This window comes from Afipia sp. DC4300-2b1, assembly GCF_049895725.1.
Lineage (GTDB): Bacteria > Pseudomonadota > Alphaproteobacteria > Rhizobiales > Xanthobacteraceae > Afipia > Afipia broomeae.
This window is the reverse complement of sequence record NZ_JAFCSX010000003.1, coordinates 327,912-345,843: the sequence shown is the minus strand read 5'-3', so window position 1 is coordinate 345,843 and position 17,932 is coordinate 327,912. Positions and strand designations below refer to the sequence as shown.

Sequence of the window (17,932 nt, the reverse complement as noted above, 5' to 3'; positions counted from 1 at the left end):
TCAGGCGCGTTCCGCCTTGATGATTTCAGTCATGGTGACGCCGAGCTTGTCTTCGACGAGAACGACTTCGCCGCGCGCGACCAGCCGGTTGTTGACGTAGATATCGATGGATTCGCCGACGCGGCGGTCGAGTTCGAGCACGGTGCCGGGGCCGAGCCGCAACAGATCGGCGACGTCCATCTTGGAGCGGCCGAGCACGGCGGACACCTGAACCGGAACGTCGAACACCGCCTCGAGATCGGCGGCAATTCGCCCGGCATGATCGTCGTCATCGTAATAGTTCGGATCGTCGGCGACCGGCGTATCGGCGGCGTTGAGATCGGGAAGCGGGACGGTGCTGTCTGTGTCGCTCATGGTCGGTCCTCGTGGCCGGGAAGCACGGCCTGATTGCGGGACGCGAGATAGCGCCCCACGAGTTCATTGATCTTCGCATCGATGGTGGCGCGATCCAGCGTCACGCCGCCGTCGGCCCATTCGATCTTGCAGTCGCCGCTGGCGATGTCCGGCTCGGCCAGGATCACGAGCTTTCCTTCGAAGCCATTGCGCTTCGCCAGTTGTTCGATCTGCACACGGGCGGCGTCGTAGAGCGCGTCGTTGATCCGCACCACGATGTGCGGGGTCGAGGTCAGATGCCGGAAGCAGTCGCTGACCAGCGCCATGACTTCGGTGAGCGGTTCGGCGGCGATCATCTCCGCGCACAGCTTGCGGGCGACCGAGAGCGCGACATCGACGGCTTCGGTCTCCATCCGCTCCTCAATGGTCGAGAACCGGCCGGCGATGGCCCTGATCGAAATTCCGATTTCCTCCAGCGCCAGCGCCGCGCGCCGGTCGCTTTCCGCCTTGGCTTCATGCCGCGCAGCCTCATAACCGGCGCGATAGGCGCGTGCTTCCGCGTCGGCCAGTTGCTGGGCGACTTCGGCGGCGGTGGCCGCGCGTTCCTTCGCGACGTCCGGTGCGGCGAAGTCGAGATCGAACAGGAATTTTGCGGGTGCGCCCATCAGTACACCAGCTCGTCGTCAGCACGATTCTTCTGCAGCATGATTTCGCCCTTGGCCGCGAGATCCTTGGCAAGGTTGACCAGCAGTGCCTGCGCCTCGTCGACGTCGCGCAGGCGAACGGGGCCTGCCGCGGCCATGTCGTCCAGCAGCATCTTGGCGGCGCGGCTCGACATGTTGCCCATGAAGAAGTCGCGCACGGTCTCGTTGGCGCCCTTGAGCGCGATGCCCAGCTTGTCCTTGTCGACATGGCGCATCAGCGTCTGGGCCGATCCGGCGTCGAGCTTGACCAGGTCGTCGAAGGTGAACATCAGCGCCTTGATGCGCTCGGCCGCTTCGCGGTTGTCTTCTTCGAGCGAGGTGATGAAGCGGGTTTCGGTCTGGCGGTCGAAATTGTTGAAGATTTCCGCCATCACCTCATGGGCGTCGCGGCGGCGGGTTTGCGACAGGTTCGACATGAATTCGACGCGCAGGGTCTGTTCGACGCGTTCGATGACTTCCTTCTGCACCGCTTCCATCTTCAGCATGCGGTTGACGACGTCGAGCGCCATGTCCTCGGGCAGGATCGCCAGCACACGCGCGGCGTGTTCGGGCTTCAGCTTCGACAGCACGACGGCGATGGTCTGCGGGTATTCGTTCTTGAGGTAGTTGGCGAGAACCTCTTCCTGCACGTTGGAGAGCTTCTCCCACATGTTGCGGCCGGCCGGGCCGCGGATCTCGTCCATGATGCCGTGGACCCGGTCCGAGGGCAGGTATTGCTGCAACAGCCGCTCGGTGGCGTCGAAGTTGCCCATCAGAGCGCCGGATGCCGACATCCGGGAGACGAATTCCAGCATCAGGTCTTCGACGACATCCGCTTCGACGGTGCCGAGCGAAGACATCACCAGCGACAGCTCGCGGACCTCGTCGTCGTCCAGCATCGACCAGATCTTGCCGCCGTACTGTTCGCCGAGCGCCAGCATCATGATGGCGGCGCGCTTCGGTCCCGACATGGGCTTGGTCTTGGCGCGGCCGTTCTGGCGGCTGGCCAGGGTGGCGACGACACCGGCGATGTCGCTGGTGTTCTGGGCGTTGTTGTTGGTGAGCGCGGGTGCGTTTGCCATGTCGGATCAGGCCGGTTCTGAAAGCCACTGACGAATGATGGAAGCTGTTTCGTTCGGGTTGCGGTCGGCGAGTTCGCCGACGCGGTGCACGGACTGGGCGTGGACCTGGCCCTGGACCTGCGCGACGTCGATCATCTGCGCGGTCGCGTTGCTGGCGATCTGCGGCTGCGGATTGGTCGGCGCCGGCGGGGTTTCCGGCAGGGCTGGGAGCGGAGCATGGGCGGCGGCGGCATCTGCGGCGAGCACGCGCTTGAGCAGCGGGCGCACCACCATGAACACCACGATGACGCCCAGCACGAACATCACGCCGAGCTCCACGAAGTACATGATGTCGTCCTTGGTGAACTGGAACATGCCGAGCAGGCCCTTCGGAGCCTCGGCCGGGATCACCGACGGCACGTCCGCGAAGCGCAGGTTGACGATCTCGACCTGATCGCCGCGCTTCTGGTCGAAGCCGATGGCGGAGCGGACCAGTGCGGCGATGCGGTCGAGGTCTTCCTTCGCGCGGGCCGCGTAAACCACCTCGCCCTTGTCGTTCTTGCTGTAGCTGCCGTCGACCAGCACCGCGACCGAGATGCGGTTGACCCGGCCGGCTTCGGTGACTTCCGTCTTGGTGACGCGGGAAATCTCGTAGTTGTTGATTTCCTCGCTCTTCTTGCTCTGGTCTTTCGCGGTGGCGCCGCCGCCCTGGCCCTGGGCGCCGGGCAACTCGTTGTTGACAGTGACCTGGCCGTCGTTGGCGCCCGCAGTCGCGGCGGATTCTTCGCGGGACTGGCTGGAGCGCAGCACGCGGCCCTCGGGGTCGAACTTGTCCGAGGTCTGGGTGATCTTGTTGTAGTCGAAATCGGCGGTGAGCTGGACGCGGGCGCGGCCGGAGCCGACCACCGAGGAGACGATGGCTTCGACCTGGTCGCGCATGCGCTTCTCGAACGACGCGCGGCGCTCGTCGCCGCTGCCGCTGTCGCCTGCGCCGTCGCCGGCGGCGCCGTTGGCCAGCAACTGGCCGGCTTCGTCGACGATGGAGACCCGCTGCGCCTTCATGCCGTTGACGGCGGAGGCGACGATATGACGGATGGCGCGGACCTGCTGCGGTTCGAGCGCGCCGCGGACCCGCAGCACGATCGAGGCGGACGGCTCGGGGGTTTCGCGGGAGAACAGCGGCCGCTCCGGCAGCACCAGATGCACGCGCGCGGCCTGAATCCGGTCGATCGCCTTGATGGTGCGGGCCAGTTCGCCTTCGAGGGCGCGCAGGTGGTTGATGTTCTGGACGAAGCTGGTGGAGCCGAGGGCGTCGGACTTGTCGAAAATCTCGTAACCGATGCCGCCGCCCTTGGGCAGGCCGCCTTCGGCCAGCTTCATGCGCAGCCGGGTGATCTTGTCCTTCGGCACCTGGATGACGGCGCCGTCGTTCTTCATTTCATAGGGAATGCCCTGGCGTTCCAGATCCTTGATGATCGCGGAGGAGTCTTCATAGGTGAGGTCGGTGAAGAGGGTGGCCATCGGCGGCGTGGTGACGCGCATGATGACAAAGCCGAAGAAACCGACGAGAGCCAGCGTTACGGCGGCCATAGCCGCCATTCGCGCCGCGCCCAGACCTTTCAGGAAGGAAAACAAACCCTGCACGAACCACCCCAGAGATTCGGCTCACACGCCGACTGGGCAGAATTTGCCTATCTATGGTTTCCATATGGTTAACGAGGGTTAACGGGTGAGGAGAAAAAGCGGAAATGCCAAAAACCGGCTTCCCGTAAGGGAGCCGGTTTTCGGAAAATTGCGATGAAATCCGGGAGAAAGACTTACTGGCGGTACTGCTGGATGCGGGTGGTGCGCAATCCGGCCAGACCGTGCTGGTCGATGGAGAACTGCCAGGACAGGAATTCGTCAACTGTCAGGGTGTAACGGCTGCAGGCTTCCTCAAGGGAGAGGAGACCTCCGCGGACCGCGGCCACAACCTCGGCCTTACGGCGGATAACCCACCGTTTGGTACCGGGCGCGGGAAGATCCGCGATCGTCAGCGGACTGCCATCGGGCCCGATGACGTACTTCACCCTCGGGCGGTGGGGTTCTGTCATGGTGTACTCACAAACTCGAAACAACTGAACTCGTGGGAACAAGCTACCCCCGGCGGCTTAAAATTTACCTAAACCCAAGCCTCCAATACGATTCTCCTTCGATCTGCCCAAAACGGGACAGGCCGGCTCCGTGAGGGGCCAGCCTGTGGATATGAAAAGTCCCGGTCAGGAATTCCGCCGCGTCAGCGGATTGTCACATCGTCAGCTCGACGCGGCCTGCTTCACGACACGCTTGATCTGATCGACCGTGTAGTTCTTGCCGCCGATCGACAGCAGCGCCGGGCTTGCGGTGAGGTCGACGGAATCGACCGTGCCCTGTACTTCCGTGGAGATCGCAACGTCCTTGCCGTTGCTGTCCTTGGCCGTGACCGTCATCTTGTAGTCACCGACCGGCCACTTGGTGCCGTCATTGCCCTTGCCATCCCAGACGAAGCTGGAATTTCCGGAGCCGATGGCGAAGCTGCCGGTGTAAGCGGTCTGACCCGCTGAGTTGGTGATGGTGATGGTCGCGCTCGAATTCTGCGGCGCGCTAAAATTCCAGGTCGCGTTGCCATCGAAGTGCGCGGTGCTGCCGTCGACGGCCACGGTCTGGCCGACGAACACCAGCGCCTGGGTCGACTGTGCGCTCTGTTCGATCTTGACCAGCGATTCAAGCTGGCTGTTCGACTTCAATTGCTGCTCGACCTGCGCGAACTGCACGAGCTGCTGGGTGAACTGGTTGGTGTCCAGCGGATCAAGCGGGTTCTGGTTCTGCAACTGCGTGGTCAGCAGCATCAGAAAGGATTGAAAATTATCCGCAATGCCGGTCGAACTGCTGTTGGAGCTGCTCGAATTCGAACCGGATGAATTGTTTGTCGCGGGCGCCGACGTCGGTATCGTCGGCATGGTTGCTGCATCGACCGCCATGATGGTCTCCTCAAATCCTGATGTCGACGCCGCTGCTCGCTCCGAGCATGCGGCCGTAGGTTCGTCCCGCGACCTGTGCGGGGACGGCGTCTTCTTCGGTGATGACAACGCGCTGCGAATTGCGGCCGGAGCCGTTATCGCCATCGCGGCCTGAGGACGACTGGTCGCGCAGGCTGAACTGCAATCCCGAGTCGCCGGTCTTCAGGCCGGCGTCTTCCAGCGCCTGCTGGAGCCTCGGCGCGTCGTTGCGCAGCATGTCGAGCGTCGCCGGCCGTTCCACCGTCAGGTGCGAGGTGACATTGCCGTGCTTGTCGACGTCGAGGCGCACATCGATGCGGCCAAGCTCCGCCGGGTCGAGACGTATTTCAAAGCGGCTGTTGCCGCCCGCCGCGCGCAGCGCGATGTCAGCGGCAAGGCCGTTCAGCGGCACCGGCGCGCTGTCGGCGAGCGTGGTATTCGCCGCGGGTACGGGGATCGCCGTGAGATTGGCGGCGTGGACCTGAACCAACGATTGAACCGCGACAGGTGGCTGCAAACCCGGTTCGGTCTGCAGCGCCGGCTGCGGCGCGGAAGCAGCAGTGCGGTGCTCGGCTTGCGGCGTTGCCTTGGCAGCGTGTTTCGTTGGCTCGGCATCGGCCGTACCGGATTCCGCAGCCGCCTTGTCATGCTGCGCCGGCTTGTCGTCTGCATTCGATGCAGCGGTCTCCGGCTTGACGGTCTGATCCGGCACCGGCTTGGCCGATGGATCGGCAGCCTGCTTGCCGTCCTTGCCATCCTTGGCGGGCGCGGTCTCCGTCGTCTTTGCCGGGATTTCGGTCTTGCCGCCGTCGGACTTGATGACGGTGGTTGCAGCAGCGGTCGCGGCTGTTGCTCCCGGCGTGGCGGCCTCGACCGCTGGAGCTGACGGATCGGCGGCGGTGGTTGCGCTGGTGATCGCGGCCTCCGCAACTGCCGCAGCCTGCGCGGCCGTTGCGTCGGCGGGCGTGATAACGGCCGATGTACCGGTGATCGCCGCCGTTGCAGCGGTCGTCGTGGCAGACGCTGTTTCGTCTGCGGCTGCGGCAACCGGATTGGCTGCGGCGGTGATCACGACCGCGACCGGATCGGTGACGATGGCTGGAATTACCGGAATCGCGGCGCTCGCGGCGGCGTCATCGCTGCCGGATTTGTCGTCGGTTTTCGTGGCGTCAGACGCGGTTTTATCCTTGCCGTCGGTCTTGCCGCCGGTTGCCTTGGCATCGGCCGGTGTGGAGGCGTCGGCATTCTGCTGCGCGGCGCTCGAATCCTTGTTCGCGGAGGTGGGGCTATCGGCCTGCGGCCTGTCCATGCGGGGAGGGGGGGAATCGGCCTGCCGAGTGTCGCGGGAGTCGCGGCGAGGCGGGGCCGGCGTATCCGGCGCGGGGCGGGGGTCGGAGCTGGCGCTGGCGTTGCTGTCCACCAGTGCGGCGAAGCCGTCCGAGGACGGCTGTTCGGCGCGTGTCTGCCTCGCCTGCGGATCGAAAGCGGCATAGGCGGGCTTGGATGCGGCTGGTTCCGGGGTAACGCTGAACACGGGCGGCCTTTCAGGTGATTGCTTCCTCTGTTGAGCAAGGACCGGGCCACCGGCAACGGATTATAAAGACATTATATTTCAATGGCTTGCTGGGTGACGGCCATCGCGGAGACGGGCGTCGAACCGGGGGCTTTCTGCCCGGCGGCAAGATTTTCCCCCCAAAAGAGCCGGGTTTAATTGCAATGGATCAAGGCCGACCGTGATTGCCTCGGCTAGGGTCGGACTATAAGTAAAGTGCAAACCCAGAAATGACCGGTTGCGGGCGGTAGTGGCCCGGCAACAGCAAGATCGGCCCCTGTCATGCTCAACAGCCTCGACCTCGAAGGTCGCCCGGAAGACACCCGGGTCGTCGTCGCCATGTCCGGCGGTGTCGATTCGTCGGCGACCGCTGCGCTGCTGAAGGCCGAAGGCTACGACGTGGTCGGCATCACCTTGCAGCTTTACGATCATGGCGCCGCGACCCACCGCAAGGGCGCCTGCTGCGCGGGCCAGGACATTCACGACGCGCGCGATGTCGCCGCGCGTCTCGGCATTCCGCATTACGTGCTGGATTACGAGAGCCGTTTCCGCGAGTCGGTCATCGAGAGCTTCGCCGAGAGCTATGTGCACGGCGAGACGCCGGTGCCCTGCATCGAGTGCAACCGCTCGATCAAGTTTCGCGATCTGCTGAGCACCGCCCGTGAACTCGGCGCCAAGGCGCTCGCCACCGGACACTATGTCGCCTCGCGCCGTCTGGAAGATGGATCGCGCGCGCTGGTCTGCGCCGCCGATGCCGACCGCGACCAGAGCTACTTCCTGTTCGCGACCACGCAGGATCAACTGGCCGACGTGCGCTTTCCGCTCGGCGACATGACGAAGGCGCAGACCCGCGAACTCGCGCGCCGCTTCGGACTGTCGGTCGCCGACAAGCACGACAGCCAGGACATCTGCTTTGTGCCGACCGGCCGCTACACCGATGTGATCGAACGCCTGAAGCCGAACGCCATGGAGCCGGGCGACATCGTCGATCTCAATGGCCATGTGCTCGGCCGCCATCAGGGCATCGTCGGTTTCACCATCGGCCAGCGCCGCGGCCTCGGCATCGCCGCGAGCGCGCCGCTGTATGTCGTGCATCTCGATGCACAGACGCGCCGCGTTGTGGTCGGCCCGCGCGAGGCGCTGAATGTCCGCCGCATCCTGTTGCGCGACGTCAACTGGATCGGCGGCGGCGATCTGAATTCTGCGATCGGCGACGGCCTCGAGATGTTCGTCAAGGTGCGCTCCACCCGTCCGGCGCAACCGGCCTGGCTGCGCCGCGTCGGCGGGGCTTATGAAGTCGAACTCGTCGATGGTGAAGAAGGCGTGTCGCCGGGCCAGGCCTGCGTGTTCTACGATGCGCCTGCGGGACAGGCGCGCGTGCTCGGCGGCGGTTTCATCAGCGCCGCGCCGCGCGACCTTGTGTCAGTGCCGCGTCAGCGCGAAGCCCTTGCCGGATAACGTCTGGTCCTTCAAGAATAAGGGACTTCCGGCCGATCGTGCCGGACAAGAACACGTGTTGCTTAACAGGGCGGGGACATGACCAACGACATCGATCGTGCCGGAGTGGCGAAGGCCTACGCCGCGTGGGCGCCGGTTTACGACATGGTGTTCGGCAAGGTGTTCGACGAGGGCCGCAAGTCGACCATCGCCGTGGCCGATGCGATCGGCGGCCGTGTGCTCGATGTCGGCGTCGGCACCGGATTGTCGCTGTCGGATTATTCGCGCACCACGAAGCTCCATGGCGTCGATATTTCCGAACCGATGCTGCGCAAGGCGCAGGAGCGCGTGCGCGCACAAAACCTCACCAATGTCGAAACGCTGTCGGTCATGGATGCAAAGAACCTCGCATTCCCGGACGGCACGTTCGATGCGGTTGTGGCGCAATATGTCATCACGGCGGTGCCGGACCCGGAAGCGACGCTGGACGATTTCATGCGCGTGCTGAAGCCGGGCGGTGAACTCATTCTGGTCAATCACATCGGCGCGGAAAGCGGCCCGCGCAAGATCTTCGAACTCGCGTTCGCGCCGCTGGCGCGGCGGCTTGGCTGGCGGCCGGAATTTCCGTGGGCGCGGCTGGTGAACTGGGCTGCGAAACACGGCGGCGTGACACTGGTCGAGCGCCGTCCGATGGCGCCGATGGGACATTTTTCGCTGATCCGCTATCGCAAGGGCTGATTGCCGCGATGTGTCGCAGGGAACATCCGCGCTGTTGCGCCGTTTCCGTTCCATGACAATGAAACTCCCGATTGCCATAAGCGCCGCGCTGGTGGTGTTGCCTGCTGTGGCCTTTGCGCAGGCGCCGCCCGCGCCAGCGACGCCCCCGGCCCAAACTGCGCCGCCAAATCCCGACCGTGCAGCGTCGATGAACTGCACGCCGACCGAGGCTGTTCCGCACGAAGGCACCGTCGCGCCGCGAGGAACCACGACAGGACGCGCGCCGGAATCGCTCGGCGACCGGCTGGCGAAATCCGATGGCGTGCTGTGCCCTCCGCCGGGTGTCGACCCCGAGATGCACGCGCCGACGCCTCAGGGCGGGACCATGCCGGTGATTCCGCCGCCCGGCAGCCCCGGAGGCGATCCCTCGGTGCGGCCAAAGTAAGGTTTTTCCGCCTTCCCGCGTGCCGATTCCCGGAGAATGCGCATGCAAGGCCAATCAGATGGCGCTTTCGGCCATCGTTGCTTGACAGGCATTTGGGTGACTTCTTATATGCCGCCGTTCGCGACCGCGAAGGCGGCCGGTCTGGACCTGTGGCGAGGTAGCTCAGCTGGTTAGAGCACGGGAATCATAATCCTGGGGTCGGGGGTTCGAGTCCCTCTCTCGCTACCAATTCCGTCAATTCATCAAACAGCTTTTGATTTCAACGCATTCGCCGTGCGCAATGCGCCAATCTGTCTCGCCTCGGGCGCGTGGCAGCGCTTCGGCGATCGGATACCCTCCGGAAAAATGCCCAAGGAGGGGACCATGTCAGACAAATTCAGCCGCCGTCACTTTATCGCCGCCGGCACGGCAACGGTGGCGATACCCTTCCTCGCGCGCGGCGCCTCGGCGCAGGCCGCGTGGCCCTCGCGCCAGATCCGCATGATCTGCAGTTACCCGGCCGGCGGGCAGACCGATCTGCTCGCGCGCGCGTTCGGCGAGTTCATCGGCAAGCAGGTGGGGCAGACCGTCGTTGTCGAGAACAAGGCGGGCGCGTCAGGCTCTATTGGCGCAGCGGAGGTGGCGCGCGCGCAGCCGGACGGCCACACCATCCTCTGCTCGATCTCGACCACCTATGTGATGAACCGGGTGATGATGAAGACCCCGGGCTACGACATGGACAAGGACCTGACGCTTGTCAGTGTCATTCCGGGCGCCGGACTGCTGCTGATCGCGAGCCAGAAGTCCGGCGTCAAGACGCTGGATGATTTCGTCGCATTCGCGCGCAAGAACGGCAAGGTGAATTTCGGCACCTATAGCGCGGGCTCGGCTCCGCACATGACCATCAATGAACTCAACAAGCAGTACGGTCTCAACATCGAACCGGTCCATTACCGGGGCGAAGCGCCGATGTGGACGGGGCTGCTGGAAGGCACGCTCGATGTCGCGATGGGCAGCTTCACCGCTGCGCAACCCGTCCTGCAAAGCGATCGCGGCACTGTATTCGCAGTGCATTCGAAAAAGGTCGACGCACTTCCGAACGTCAAGACTCTGCCTGAACAAGGCGCGACTTCGAAGTTCTTCACCGTGAGCGGCTTCACCGGCTGGGCGCTGCCGAAGGCCACGCCGCAACCGATCGTCGATCGGCTGGCGCAGCTCTGCGTGGCGGCCAACAGCGATCCGAAGGTGAAAGAAGTTCTCGCGACTTTCGTGCTGGAGCCGGCGCTGGGCTTCAAGGAAACCAACGCTTTGTATCAGCAGGAATTGCCGATCTGGATGGAAAGCGCCAAGGCGCTCGGCCTGGAGCCCGTCTAGGCGAGTATTGTTCCTGAAACCTGAACGCCGCTGACGCGTATCCTGTTCACGGTGTGCGATCCCTGCGAGGATAGCCGCCGGTCAGGATCGTTCTCATGCGCGCGTTTACTTTTGCGATCGCACTTATGTTCAGCGGCGTGCCCGGCGTGCGGGCGGCGGACGATGCCGGGTCCGCGCAAGCGGTCATCGCCTCCCAGCTTGAGGCTATCGGCCGCGGGGATGCCGCCGCGGCCTATTCCCACGCCGCGCCGGCGATCCAGGGACTTTTCACCGGGCCGGACATTTTCATGAGCATGGTCCGGCAAAGCTATGCGCCGCTCGTTCGTCCGAAACGCGTCGAGTTCGGCAAGTCGGCGGGGTCCGACGGAAAGATCGCGCAGCATGTGCACATCGTGGACAGCGACGGTGTGGCATGGGAGGCGCTCTATACACTGGAGCAGCAGCCGGACGGGACCATCAAGATCACCGGATGCTCGCTTCTGAAAGCCGATCAGGAAGCGTGAACTCGTTTCAGTTGAAATGACAGTTCACGCCGATGCGGACGATACCGCTACCGGCCGGTCTTTCCGACGCGTTCATAGGCTTCGACCAGATGACGGCGCATCAGGTCGGCGGCCGCGTCGCCGTCGCCGCGGATCATCTCTTCGAGAATGCGGCCGTGTTCTTTCCAGACGCTGATCGACATGCCCGGATGGCGCAGCACTTCGCCCATCGCGCGGCGCAGATGCCGCCAGTGCAGCCGCATGGTCTCGGCTATCAGGGGATTGCCGGAAAGATCGTGGATGAATGAGTGGAAGTCCATATCGGCCTGAAGGCTGGCGCGGCTGTCGCCGGCGGCCACCAGCTTGCGGCCGTTTTCAACCAGTGCACGCCCGCGCGCGATGGATTCCCTGGTCAGGCGCGGAGTCGCCAGCTTGACCGCAAGCGGTTCGACCGCCGAGCGGATCTGGTAGATCGCCTCGAAGAAATCCGGATCGACCGCGGTGACGGTCAATCCCTGACGCCCCTGCGCAAGAAATCCCTGCGCCTTCAACACCGCCAGCGCGTGGGTCACCGGCTGCCGTGAGACATTCAGGCGCGCGGCGATGTTCTCCTGGGTGAGGCGCTCGCCCGGCTTGAACGTGCCGTCGCACAGGGCATCGAGGATCACCTCATAGACCTGATCGACCAGACTTTTCGGCGGGGCCAGGGACTCGAGCACTTCTCCTCCGATGGAATCATCGCTGTGCGGCTGCATGGTTGCTGCTTGACAGGGTGGGGCGCAAGCCGCATCCTGAGTTTAGAATACTGAATTCAGAATGCAATACTGACTTACCGTAGGGTGGTTCGCACCGCCGACGGCCGAGGGTGCAGAAGCGCTCCGGGACGAAAAACAAGATCCGGGAAACGACCTGAAACAAACAAGGAGGATCGTCATGAAACTGACCCCTGAGCAGCTCGAGCAGTTCCGTACCGAAGGCTGGCTGTTCCTGCCTGAGCTTTTCAACGCCGAGGAAGTCGATGTCCTGCGGCGTGAAGCCGTGTCGATCTATGACGAGCAGCGCCCCGAAGTCTGGCGCGAGAAGAGCGGCGCGCCGCGCACCGCCTTTGCCGCGCATCTTTATAACGAGGCGTTTCGCCTGCTCGGCGCGCATCCGCGCATGATCGAGCCGGTCGAGCAGATCTTCGGCGAGAAGGTCTACATGCATCAGTACAAGATCAACGCGAAGTCCGCGTTCACCGGCGACGTCTGGCAATGGCATCAGGATTACGGCACGTGGAAGCGCGACGACGGGATGCCAAAGCCGCTTGCGATGAACATCGCGGTGTTCCTGGATGAAGTGATGCCCATCAACGGCCCCCTGATGCTGGTGCCGAGAAGCCAGAACGCCGGCGACCTCAAGGCATCGCACGATCTTGCGACCACGTCGTATCCGCTCTGGACGCTGGATGAGGAGACCGTAACGCGCCTCGTCAAGGAGGGCGGCATTGTCGCGCCGACCGGCAAGCCGGGCGGCATGCTGATGTTCCACGGCAATTTGGTGCACGGCTCGGCGGGCAACATTACGCCGTATCCGCGCAAGATCGTCTATCTCACGCTGAACTCGGTTTCGAACTACATCCGCACGCCGACGCGGCCGGAGTTCATCGCGCATCGCGATTTCACGCCGATCCAGACCGTGGATGACGATGCGCTGGTTCGCTACGCGCGCAGCCATCGTCAGGCGGCGGAATAGCACTCCTCGTCATTGCGAGGAGCCACTAGCGCGTTTACGCGCGTCTTCCACGCGCTATGGCGACGAAGCAATCCAGTCAGTTCGAGAGTGGATTGCTTCGCTTCGCTCGCAATGACAAGGTGACGGCCATCTTTCTTCCGAGAGTTCGTCTCCATGAATCTGCATCACCTTCTCGAAAAGCGCCGCGTGGCGGGAAAGCCCGTGCGTGTGGCGCTGATCGGCGCCGGAAAATTCGGCTCGATGTTTCTCTCTCAGGTGCCGCATACGCCGGGCCTTGAGGTGCCGGTGATTGTCGATCTCGATCCGGAGCGCGCGCGGGACGCCTGCCGCACGGTGGGCTGGGACGATGCGCGGATTGCCGCCACCACCTTCACCAAGGATGGCGCCGCAGCGATCGCAGGCAATGTGGAAGTGATCGTCGAGGCGACCGGCAATCCGTCCGTCGGCATCCGCCATGCCCGTGCGGCGATTGCGGCGGGCAAGCACATCGTGATGGTCAATGTCGAAGCCGACGTGCTCGCGGGTCCGCTGCTGGCGGATGAAGCGCGCAAGGCGGGCGTGGTCTATTCGCTCGCTTACGGCGATCAGCCGGCGCTCACCGCCGAGATGGTGGACTGGGCGCGCGCCACCGGTTTCAAGGTTGTCGCTGCGGGCAAGGGCACCAAGTACCTGCCGATCTATCACGACGTGACGCCCGCCGGGGTGTGGGGTCACTATGGTTTGACCGCTGCCGAAGCGCAGTCGGCCGGCATGAATCCGCAGATGTTCAACTCGTTTCTGGACGGCACCAAGTCGGCCATTGAAATGGCGGCGATTGCAAACGCCACCGGACTTGATGTGCCCTCCACCGGCCTGCTGTTTCCGCCGTGCGGCGTCGATGATCTGCCGCATGTGATGCGCCCAACCGACAAGGGCGGCGCGCTGGAGAAATCCGGCGTGGTGGAAGTCGTCTCGTCGCTGGAGCGGGATGGCCGTCCCGTGTTCCGCGATCTGCGCTGGGGCGTCTATGTCGTGCTGGAAGCGCCGAATGATTACGCCGCCGACTGCTTCCGTCAGTACGGATTGAAGACCGATTCCTCAGGGCGTTATGCCGCGATGTACAAGCCGTATCATCTGATCGGGCTTGAGCTGAACATCTCGGTGCTGTCGGCCGCGCTGCGCGGCGAGCCGACGGGGCAGCCCCAAGGTTTCCGCGGTGATGTCGCGGCTGTCGCCAAGAAAAATCTGCGCGCAGGCGAAATGCTCGACGGCGAGGGCGGCTATACGGTGTGGGGCAAGCTGATGCCGGCGGCCGAAAGCCTCAAGACCGGCGCATTGCCCATTGGGCTCGCGCATCATGTCAAATTGACCAGGGACGTTGCGCATGGCGCGGTGGTTCGCTGGTCGGATGTGGAAATCGATGCCAAGAACGATGCCGTCGCTTTCCGCCGCGCGATGGAAGCAAAGTTCTCTCACTAGCAGAGCCCATCCATTGAAGTGCTGCAAATGCGATCTGACTCCCTCTCCCGTGGGGAGAGGGTTGGGGTGAGGGCGTAGAATCTATCTCGAGGCGCTACCGCGTCACATGCGCCGAGACGGCGAGCCACTGGCCGCCGATCTTCGCCCACACATCGGTGTAGCGCCCGCCGCCCGCGCTGCCGTCCGGCATCACATAGCTCGTGCGCGCGTGGATGATGGCCGCGTCGCCGATGATCCGGATCAGCACGTCCTCGGCCTTGAGATTCCTGATCGCGATGGGCCTGGCGGTCTGCTTCAGGAATCCGGCGCGATCGACCAGCGAGCGATCGGGATTCGAGCAGTAGAAGTCAGGCGCCAGGATTTCATCGAAGCGTTTGACGTCGCAGGTCTGCACCGAATTGATGTAATCGCGGTTGAGAGCAGTGAGGATGTCGTGATCCGAACTCATGGCAGAACCTCCGTCTCCGGCTTCGCTTTCGGCCCGATGGATGTGAACACGTAGCGCCATCCGATCAGCAGGCTGCGCAGCGCAAGCCATCCGATGATCAGATTGGAGAGCACAAAAATCGGCAACGCCAGATGGGCGATGACGCCGGTTTCTCCGCGCTCAATGAACCGCAGCGCGGCGAGCGGCAGGGCCGAGACGCCGAAGCTGTAGGCCCACGCGGCGAGCGAGAACGGCTGTTCGCGCAGCCATGGAATCAGCCGCAGCATCACCAGGGCCTGAAACAGCGCATAGCCGAACAGCATGTGGGCGAGATGATCGGGCGGTCCGCTGGTCACGGCGAGATAGGCGACCGAGCCAACCGCGGGCGGCGCGAGATGGATTCCCATGGTGGCGCGGAGTGCAACCGGAATGCCATGCGCGAGCAGCCGCGTGAGGATGACCGATTCCATCACGATGATGGAAAAGAAGCCGACACCGAAGAACAGCAGTCCCGCATCGGGATAACCGAAAAGGCCGCAGGCGATAGCGCTGACAAAACTGCCGCCGACGGTCGGCATGTAAAGCACCGGGGTTGTGGTTTCGGTCGTCCGGCCTCCGATCCACAGCCCGCCGACGCCCCAGACAGTAAACGCAAGCTGTCCGGCCACGCCGCAGATAAACAGGCCGAATGCAATGCGCGGCAGGTACGGCGCGATTGACCAGGCGGCGATCATTGTCGTCATGGGAATGAGCACGACAAAGAAGGACTGGATGGGATGAACGATCTCGGCCATCGCGGCTTCGGGGGCCTGAATCCATTTCAGGATGTAGACCGAAAACCAGATCAGCCAGATGGCGGACGCGGTCAGGGCCAGCGTTTCGCCGATGATGCCCGGCACGCCCCAGACATGGGAGGCGCTACGCCAGCCGGCGCCAAGCCCACCGATGCCAAGAACCATACCGAACATGGTCGCGGAAAATTTCGAGATGTCGATACGCACGGCTTGCCTGTTCTTTTTGGGATTGTCCGGAGGGCTGCTTAGGCCGTAAGGGTTTCTAGCAATCGGGAGGATCGATCACAATGGACTTCGCCCTGAACCCGCAGCAGGAATCCATTCGCGATGCGATTATGAAAATCTGCGCCCGCTTCGACGATACCTATTGGCTCGAGAAGGATCGCACCGGCGGCTTTCCGCACGAGTTTTACGACGCGATGGCGCAGGCCGGCTGGCTCGGCATCTGCATTCCCGAGGAATTCGGAGGCTCCGGTCTCGGCATCATGGAAGCCGCCATCATGATGCGCGCAATCTCCGAATCCGGCGCAGGCATGTCGGGCGCCTCCGCGATCCACATGAATGTGTTCGGGCTCAATCCGGTGGTGGTGTTCGGCAACGATGCGCAGCGCGCGCGCATGCTGCCCGGCATTGTCGAGGGCCGCGAGAAAGCCTGCTTCGGGGTGACCGAGCCGAACACCGGACTCAACACCACGCAACTCAAAACCCGCGCGGTGCGCAAGGGCGACAAATACATCGTCAACGGCCAGAAAGTCTGGATCTCGACCGCGCAGGTCGCGCACAAGATTCTGCTGCTGGCGCGCACCACACCGCTGGAAGAGGTGAAGAATCCGACCCACGGTCTCAGCCTGTTCTATGCGGATTTCGACCGCGAGCGGGTGAAGGTGCATGAGATCGAGAAGATGGGCCGCAAGGCTGTCGACTCCAACGAACTCTTCTTCGCCGACTTCGAGATTCCAGTGGAGGATCGTATCGGCGAGGAGGGCCGGGGGTTCGAATACATCCTGCACGGCATGAATCCCGAGCGGGTGCTGATCGCGGCGGAAGCGGTCGGTCTCGGCAAGCTCGCGCTCGATCGTGCAGCGGCTTACGCGAAGCAGCGCATCGTGTTCAACCGGCCGATCGGACAGAATCAGGCGATCCAGCATCCGCTGGCGAAAAACTGGATCGATCTCGAGGCGGCGTGGCTAATGACCATGTCGGCAGCGTGGCAATACGATCAGGGATTGCCGTGCGGCCCGGCCGCGAATGCGGCAAAATATCTTGCGGGCGAGGCGGGTTTCGACGCCTGCCAGCAGGCGGTGATGACCCACGGCGGTTTCGGCTACGCCAAGGAATATCATGTTGAGCGTTATCTGCGCGAAGTGATGATCCCGCGCATTGCGCCGATCAGCCCGCAGCTGATTCTTAGTTTTATCGGCGAGAAAGTTCTGGGGCTGCCGAAATCGTATTGAAGCACGCAAGAAAAAGACCGGCCCCAAAGGACCGGCCTCTCAAAGTTGTCGCGTCGCCAAACGCAATTACAGTTTCTTGTTTACGGCATCCGCGGCTTTGTTCACCGCGTCCTTGGTGGCTTCCTTCGCGTCGCCGACAGCCTTCTGGCCATGACCCTTGGCTTCCTGAATGGCGCCTTCGCCCTTCAGCTTGTCCGAGCCGGTAGCTTCGCCGATACGCTGCTTGGCCTTGCCGATAACTTCGTTGGTAACGCCCTTGATTTTGTCGGTGGTGCCGCTCATTACAATCTCCTTTTGAATGTTCGCGGACACAACGGGCGAGTTGACGAGATGTTCCTCATTTGCTGATTTGCCATGAACACGCGCTTGTGACGCGTTACTGAAATTCGGGAAGGGACCCGCGATGTCACACGATCATCATCATCACGATCATTCGCATGATCATTCCCATGCGCACGACGACGAGCGCTGGAAGCATGACGGTGTGCGCGTGATTCCCGGCAATCAGCTCGACTCGAATGTGCCGTCCACCAGCGGCATGGACCGCAAGGCTGCGATCAATTTCGCGCGGGTCGGCGCGCAGAAGCTGTGGGCCGGAACGGTGACGATCAGGCCGGATGCAAAGACCGGCGCGCACCATCACGGTCATCTGGAAAGCGTCATTTATGTCGTGAAGGGCAAGGCGCGCATGCGCTGGGGCGAACATCTCCAGTTCACCGCCGAGGCAGGGCCGGGCGATTTCATCTTCGTGCCGCCTTACGTGCCGCATCAGGAGATCAACGCCAGCCCGGACGAAGTGCTCGAATGCGTGCTGGTGCGCAGTGACGGCGAAGCCGTCGCCATCAATCTGGACATCGAGCCGGTGGAGAAGCCGGAGACCGTGTTGTGGGTCGATCCGATTCACCGCGACCCTGCGGAGAAGGCCTGAAATCACCGGTATCCGGGGATGGACAAAGGGCGGTTCCGCGGCGGTCCCGAAAACGCC

At 63.3% G+C, this 17,932-nt stretch carries 20 protein-coding genes and 1 tRNA gene; 10 read left to right on the top strand and 11 right to left on the bottom strand.

What is annotated here, in order from left to right; all coding sequences use genetic code 11:
• The 7 genes from fliN to ACP7AL_RS14025 form a co-directional block, all read right to left on the bottom strand.
• Positions 1 to 354: a flagellar motor switch protein FliN gene (gene fliN / locus ACP7AL_RS14055; protein ID WP_425992210.1), complete on the bottom strand. Its 354-nt coding sequence runs from the start codon at positions 352 to 354 to the stop codon at positions 1 to 3.
• Entirely contained in the window at positions 351 to 998 is a 648-nt protein-coding gene (locus tag ACP7AL_RS14050; RefSeq protein WP_006018890.1) for a FliH/SctL family protein, read from the bottom strand. The genes fliN and ACP7AL_RS14050 overlap by 4 nt, the downstream gene beginning before the upstream one ends.
• On the bottom strand, positions 998 to 2,098 hold the full coding sequence (fliG, locus tag ACP7AL_RS14045; RefSeq protein ID WP_006018891.1) for a flagellar motor switch protein FliG: 1,101 nt from the start codon (positions 2,096 to 2,098) through the stop codon (positions 998 to 1,000). Before fliG ends, ACP7AL_RS14050 begins: the two co-directional genes overlap by 1 nt.
• 6 nt (positions 2,099 to 2,104) lie before the next feature.
• Positions 2,105 to 3,721, bottom strand: a complete 1,617-nt coding sequence (gene fliF, locus ACP7AL_RS14040) for a flagellar basal-body MS-ring/collar protein FliF (protein ID WP_425992207.1) — start codon at positions 3,719 to 3,721, stop codon at positions 2,105 to 2,107.
• A gap of 173 nt (positions 3,722 to 3,894) precedes the next feature.
• Positions 3,895 to 4,170 (bottom strand): DUF1153 domain-containing protein, encoded by a 276-nt coding sequence (locus ACP7AL_RS14035; RefSeq protein ID WP_002714638.1) that lies wholly within the window; start codon positions 4,168 to 4,170, stop codon positions 3,895 to 3,897.
• Between the two features lie 201 nt (positions 4,171 to 4,371).
• A complete protein-coding gene (locus ACP7AL_RS14030) occupies positions 4,372 to 5,076 on the bottom strand; it encodes a flagellar hook assembly protein FlgD (RefSeq protein ID WP_425992205.1) in 705 nt (234 codons plus the stop codon).
• Between the two features lie 10 nt (positions 5,077 to 5,086).
• Positions 5,087 to 6,628 carry a flagellar hook-length control protein FliK gene (locus tag ACP7AL_RS14025; RefSeq protein ID WP_425992203.1) on the bottom strand — a complete coding sequence of 514 codons (1,542 nt, stop codon included), beginning with the start codon at positions 6,626 to 6,628 and terminating at the stop codon, positions 5,087 to 5,089.
• Positions 6,629 to 6,928: 300 nt separating this feature from the next.
• On the opposite strand from ACP7AL_RS14025, the gene mnmA reads away from it, so the two are divergent.
• The 6 genes from mnmA to ACP7AL_RS13995 all read left to right on the top strand — a co-directional run bounded on the left by mnmA (position 6,929) and on the right by ACP7AL_RS13995 (position 11,101).
• On the top strand, positions 6,929 to 8,104 hold the full coding sequence (gene mnmA / locus ACP7AL_RS14020) for a tRNA 2-thiouridine(34) synthase MnmA (RefSeq protein ID WP_006018899.1): 1,176 nt from the start codon (positions 6,929 to 6,931) through the stop codon (positions 8,102 to 8,104).
• A gap of 78 nt (positions 8,105 to 8,182) precedes the next feature.
• Complete coding sequence (locus ACP7AL_RS14015; protein ID WP_006018900.1) at positions 8,183 to 8,821, top strand: class I SAM-dependent methyltransferase; 639 nt, start codon at positions 8,183 to 8,185, stop codon at positions 8,819 to 8,821.
• Positions 8,822 to 8,873: 52 nt separating this feature from the next.
• Positions 8,874 to 9,245 (top strand): hypothetical protein, encoded by a 372-nt coding sequence (locus ACP7AL_RS14010; protein WP_425992200.1) that lies wholly within the window; start codon positions 8,874 to 8,876, stop codon positions 9,243 to 9,245.
• Between the two features lie 151 nt (positions 9,246 to 9,396).
• A tRNA-Met gene (locus ACP7AL_RS14005) sits at positions 9,397 to 9,473 on the top strand.
• Positions 9,474 to 9,608: 135 nt separating this feature from the next.
• Complete coding sequence (locus tag ACP7AL_RS14000) at positions 9,609 to 10,598, top strand: Bug family tripartite tricarboxylate transporter substrate binding protein (protein WP_425992198.1); 990 nt, start codon at positions 9,609 to 9,611, stop codon at positions 10,596 to 10,598.
• 95 nt (positions 10,599 to 10,693) lie between these two features.
• Positions 10,694 to 11,101 carry a DUF4864 domain-containing protein gene (locus ACP7AL_RS13995; protein WP_425992196.1) on the top strand — a complete coding sequence of 136 codons (408 nt, stop codon included), beginning with the start codon at positions 10,694 to 10,696 and terminating at the stop codon, positions 11,099 to 11,101.
• Between the two features lie 47 nt (positions 11,102 to 11,148).
• Here the strand turns inward: ACP7AL_RS13995 and ACP7AL_RS13990 are convergent, their stop codons facing one another.
• A complete protein-coding gene (locus ACP7AL_RS13990; RefSeq protein WP_425992194.1) occupies positions 11,149 to 11,799 on the bottom strand; it encodes a GntR family transcriptional regulator in 651 nt (216 codons plus the stop codon).
• 214 nt (positions 11,800 to 12,013) lie between these two features.
• On the opposite strand from ACP7AL_RS13990, the gene ACP7AL_RS13985 reads away from it, so the two are divergent.
• Both ACP7AL_RS13985 and ACP7AL_RS13980 read left to right on the top strand, forming a co-directional pair.
• On the top strand, positions 12,014 to 12,814 hold the full coding sequence (locus ACP7AL_RS13985; protein ID WP_425992192.1) for a phytanoyl-CoA dioxygenase family protein: 801 nt from the start codon (positions 12,014 to 12,016) through the stop codon (positions 12,812 to 12,814).
• A 153-nt stretch (positions 12,815 to 12,967) separates the two neighbouring features.
• The gene (locus tag ACP7AL_RS13980) at positions 12,968 to 14,272 is read left to right on the top strand and encodes an NAD(P)H-dependent oxidoreductase (RefSeq protein WP_425992190.1); all 1,305 of its coding nucleotides are present in this window, start codon (positions 12,968 to 12,970) and stop codon (positions 14,270 to 14,272) included.
• Between the two features lie 94 nt (positions 14,273 to 14,366).
• Here ACP7AL_RS13980 and ACP7AL_RS13975 read toward each other — a convergent pair whose 3' ends face one another.
• Together ACP7AL_RS13975 and tehA are read right to left on the bottom strand one after the other, a co-directional pair.
• Positions 14,367 to 14,720 (bottom strand): nuclear transport factor 2 family protein, encoded by a 354-nt coding sequence (locus tag ACP7AL_RS13975; RefSeq protein ID WP_425992188.1) that lies wholly within the window; start codon positions 14,718 to 14,720, stop codon positions 14,367 to 14,369.
• Positions 14,717 to 15,700 (bottom strand): dicarboxylate transporter/tellurite-resistance protein TehA, encoded by a 984-nt coding sequence (gene tehA, locus ACP7AL_RS13970; protein WP_425992186.1) that lies wholly within the window; start codon positions 15,698 to 15,700, stop codon positions 14,717 to 14,719. Before tehA ends, ACP7AL_RS13975 begins: the two co-directional genes overlap by 4 nt.
• An 80-nt stretch (positions 15,701 to 15,780) precedes the next feature.
• Between tehA and ACP7AL_RS13965 the strand changes: the two genes are divergently transcribed.
• Positions 15,781 to 16,947 (top strand): acyl-CoA dehydrogenase family protein, encoded by a 1,167-nt coding sequence (locus ACP7AL_RS13965; RefSeq protein ID WP_425992184.1) that lies wholly within the window; start codon positions 15,781 to 15,783, stop codon positions 16,945 to 16,947.
• Positions 16,948 to 17,013: 66 nt separating this feature from the next.
• On the opposite strand, the gene ACP7AL_RS13960 is transcribed toward ACP7AL_RS13965, so the two are convergent.
• Positions 17,014 to 17,229 (bottom strand): CsbD family protein, encoded by a 216-nt coding sequence (locus ACP7AL_RS13960; RefSeq protein WP_425992182.1) that lies wholly within the window; start codon positions 17,227 to 17,229, stop codon positions 17,014 to 17,016.
• Positions 17,230 to 17,350: 121 nt separating this feature from the next.
• On the opposite strand from ACP7AL_RS13960, the gene ACP7AL_RS13955 reads away from it, so the two are divergent.
• Positions 17,351 to 17,875: a cupin domain-containing protein gene (locus ACP7AL_RS13955; RefSeq protein ID WP_425992180.1), complete on the top strand. Its 525-nt coding sequence runs from the start codon at positions 17,351 to 17,353 to the stop codon at positions 17,873 to 17,875.
• Positions 17,876 to 17,932 lie beyond the last annotated feature (57 nt).

Coding starts and splice junctions, on each gene's coding strand:
- fliN (WP_425992210.1), bottom strand. CDS start 354: ATGAGCGACACAGACAGCACCGTCCCGCTTCCCGATCTCAACGCCGCC.
- ACP7AL_RS14050 (WP_006018890.1), bottom strand. CDS start 998: ATGGGCGCACCCGCAAAATTCCTGTTCGATCTCGACTTCGCCGCACCG.
- fliG (WP_006018891.1), bottom strand. CDS start 2,098: ATGGCAAACGCACCCGCGCTCACCAACAACAACGCCCAGAACACCAGC.
- ACP7AL_RS14035 (WP_002714638.1), bottom strand. CDS start 4,170: ATGACAGAACCCCACCGCCCGAGGGTGAAGTACGTCATCGGGCCCGAT.
- ACP7AL_RS14030 (WP_425992205.1), bottom strand. CDS start 5,076: ATGGCGGTCGATGCAGCAACCATGCCGACGATACCGACGTCGGCGCCC.
- mnmA (WP_006018899.1), top strand. CDS start 6,929: ATGCTCAACAGCCTCGACCTCGAAGGTCGCCCGGAAGACACCCGGGTC.
- ACP7AL_RS14015 (WP_006018900.1), top strand. CDS start 8,183: ATGACCAACGACATCGATCGTGCCGGAGTGGCGAAGGCCTACGCCGCG.
- ACP7AL_RS14010 (WP_425992200.1), top strand. CDS start 8,874: ATGACAATGAAACTCCCGATTGCCATAAGCGCCGCGCTGGTGGTGTTG.
- ACP7AL_RS14000 (WP_425992198.1), top strand. CDS start 9,609: ATGTCAGACAAATTCAGCCGCCGTCACTTTATCGCCGCCGGCACGGCA.
- ACP7AL_RS13995 (WP_425992196.1), top strand. CDS start 10,694: ATGCGCGCGTTTACTTTTGCGATCGCACTTATGTTCAGCGGCGTGCCC.
- ACP7AL_RS13985 (WP_425992192.1), top strand. CDS start 12,014: ATGAAACTGACCCCTGAGCAGCTCGAGCAGTTCCGTACCGAAGGCTGG.
- ACP7AL_RS13980 (WP_425992190.1), top strand. CDS start 12,968: ATGAATCTGCATCACCTTCTCGAAAAGCGCCGCGTGGCGGGAAAGCCC.
- ACP7AL_RS13975 (WP_425992188.1), bottom strand. CDS start 14,720: ATGAGTTCGGATCACGACATCCTCACTGCTCTCAACCGCGATTACATC.
- ACP7AL_RS13965 (WP_425992184.1), top strand. CDS start 15,781: ATGGACTTCGCCCTGAACCCGCAGCAGGAATCCATTCGCGATGCGATT.
- ACP7AL_RS13960 (WP_425992182.1), bottom strand. CDS start 17,229: ATGAGCGGCACCACCGACAAAATCAAGGGCGTTACCAACGAAGTTATC.
- ACP7AL_RS13955 (WP_425992180.1), top strand. CDS start 17,351: ATGTCACACGATCATCATCATCACGATCATTCGCATGATCATTCCCAT.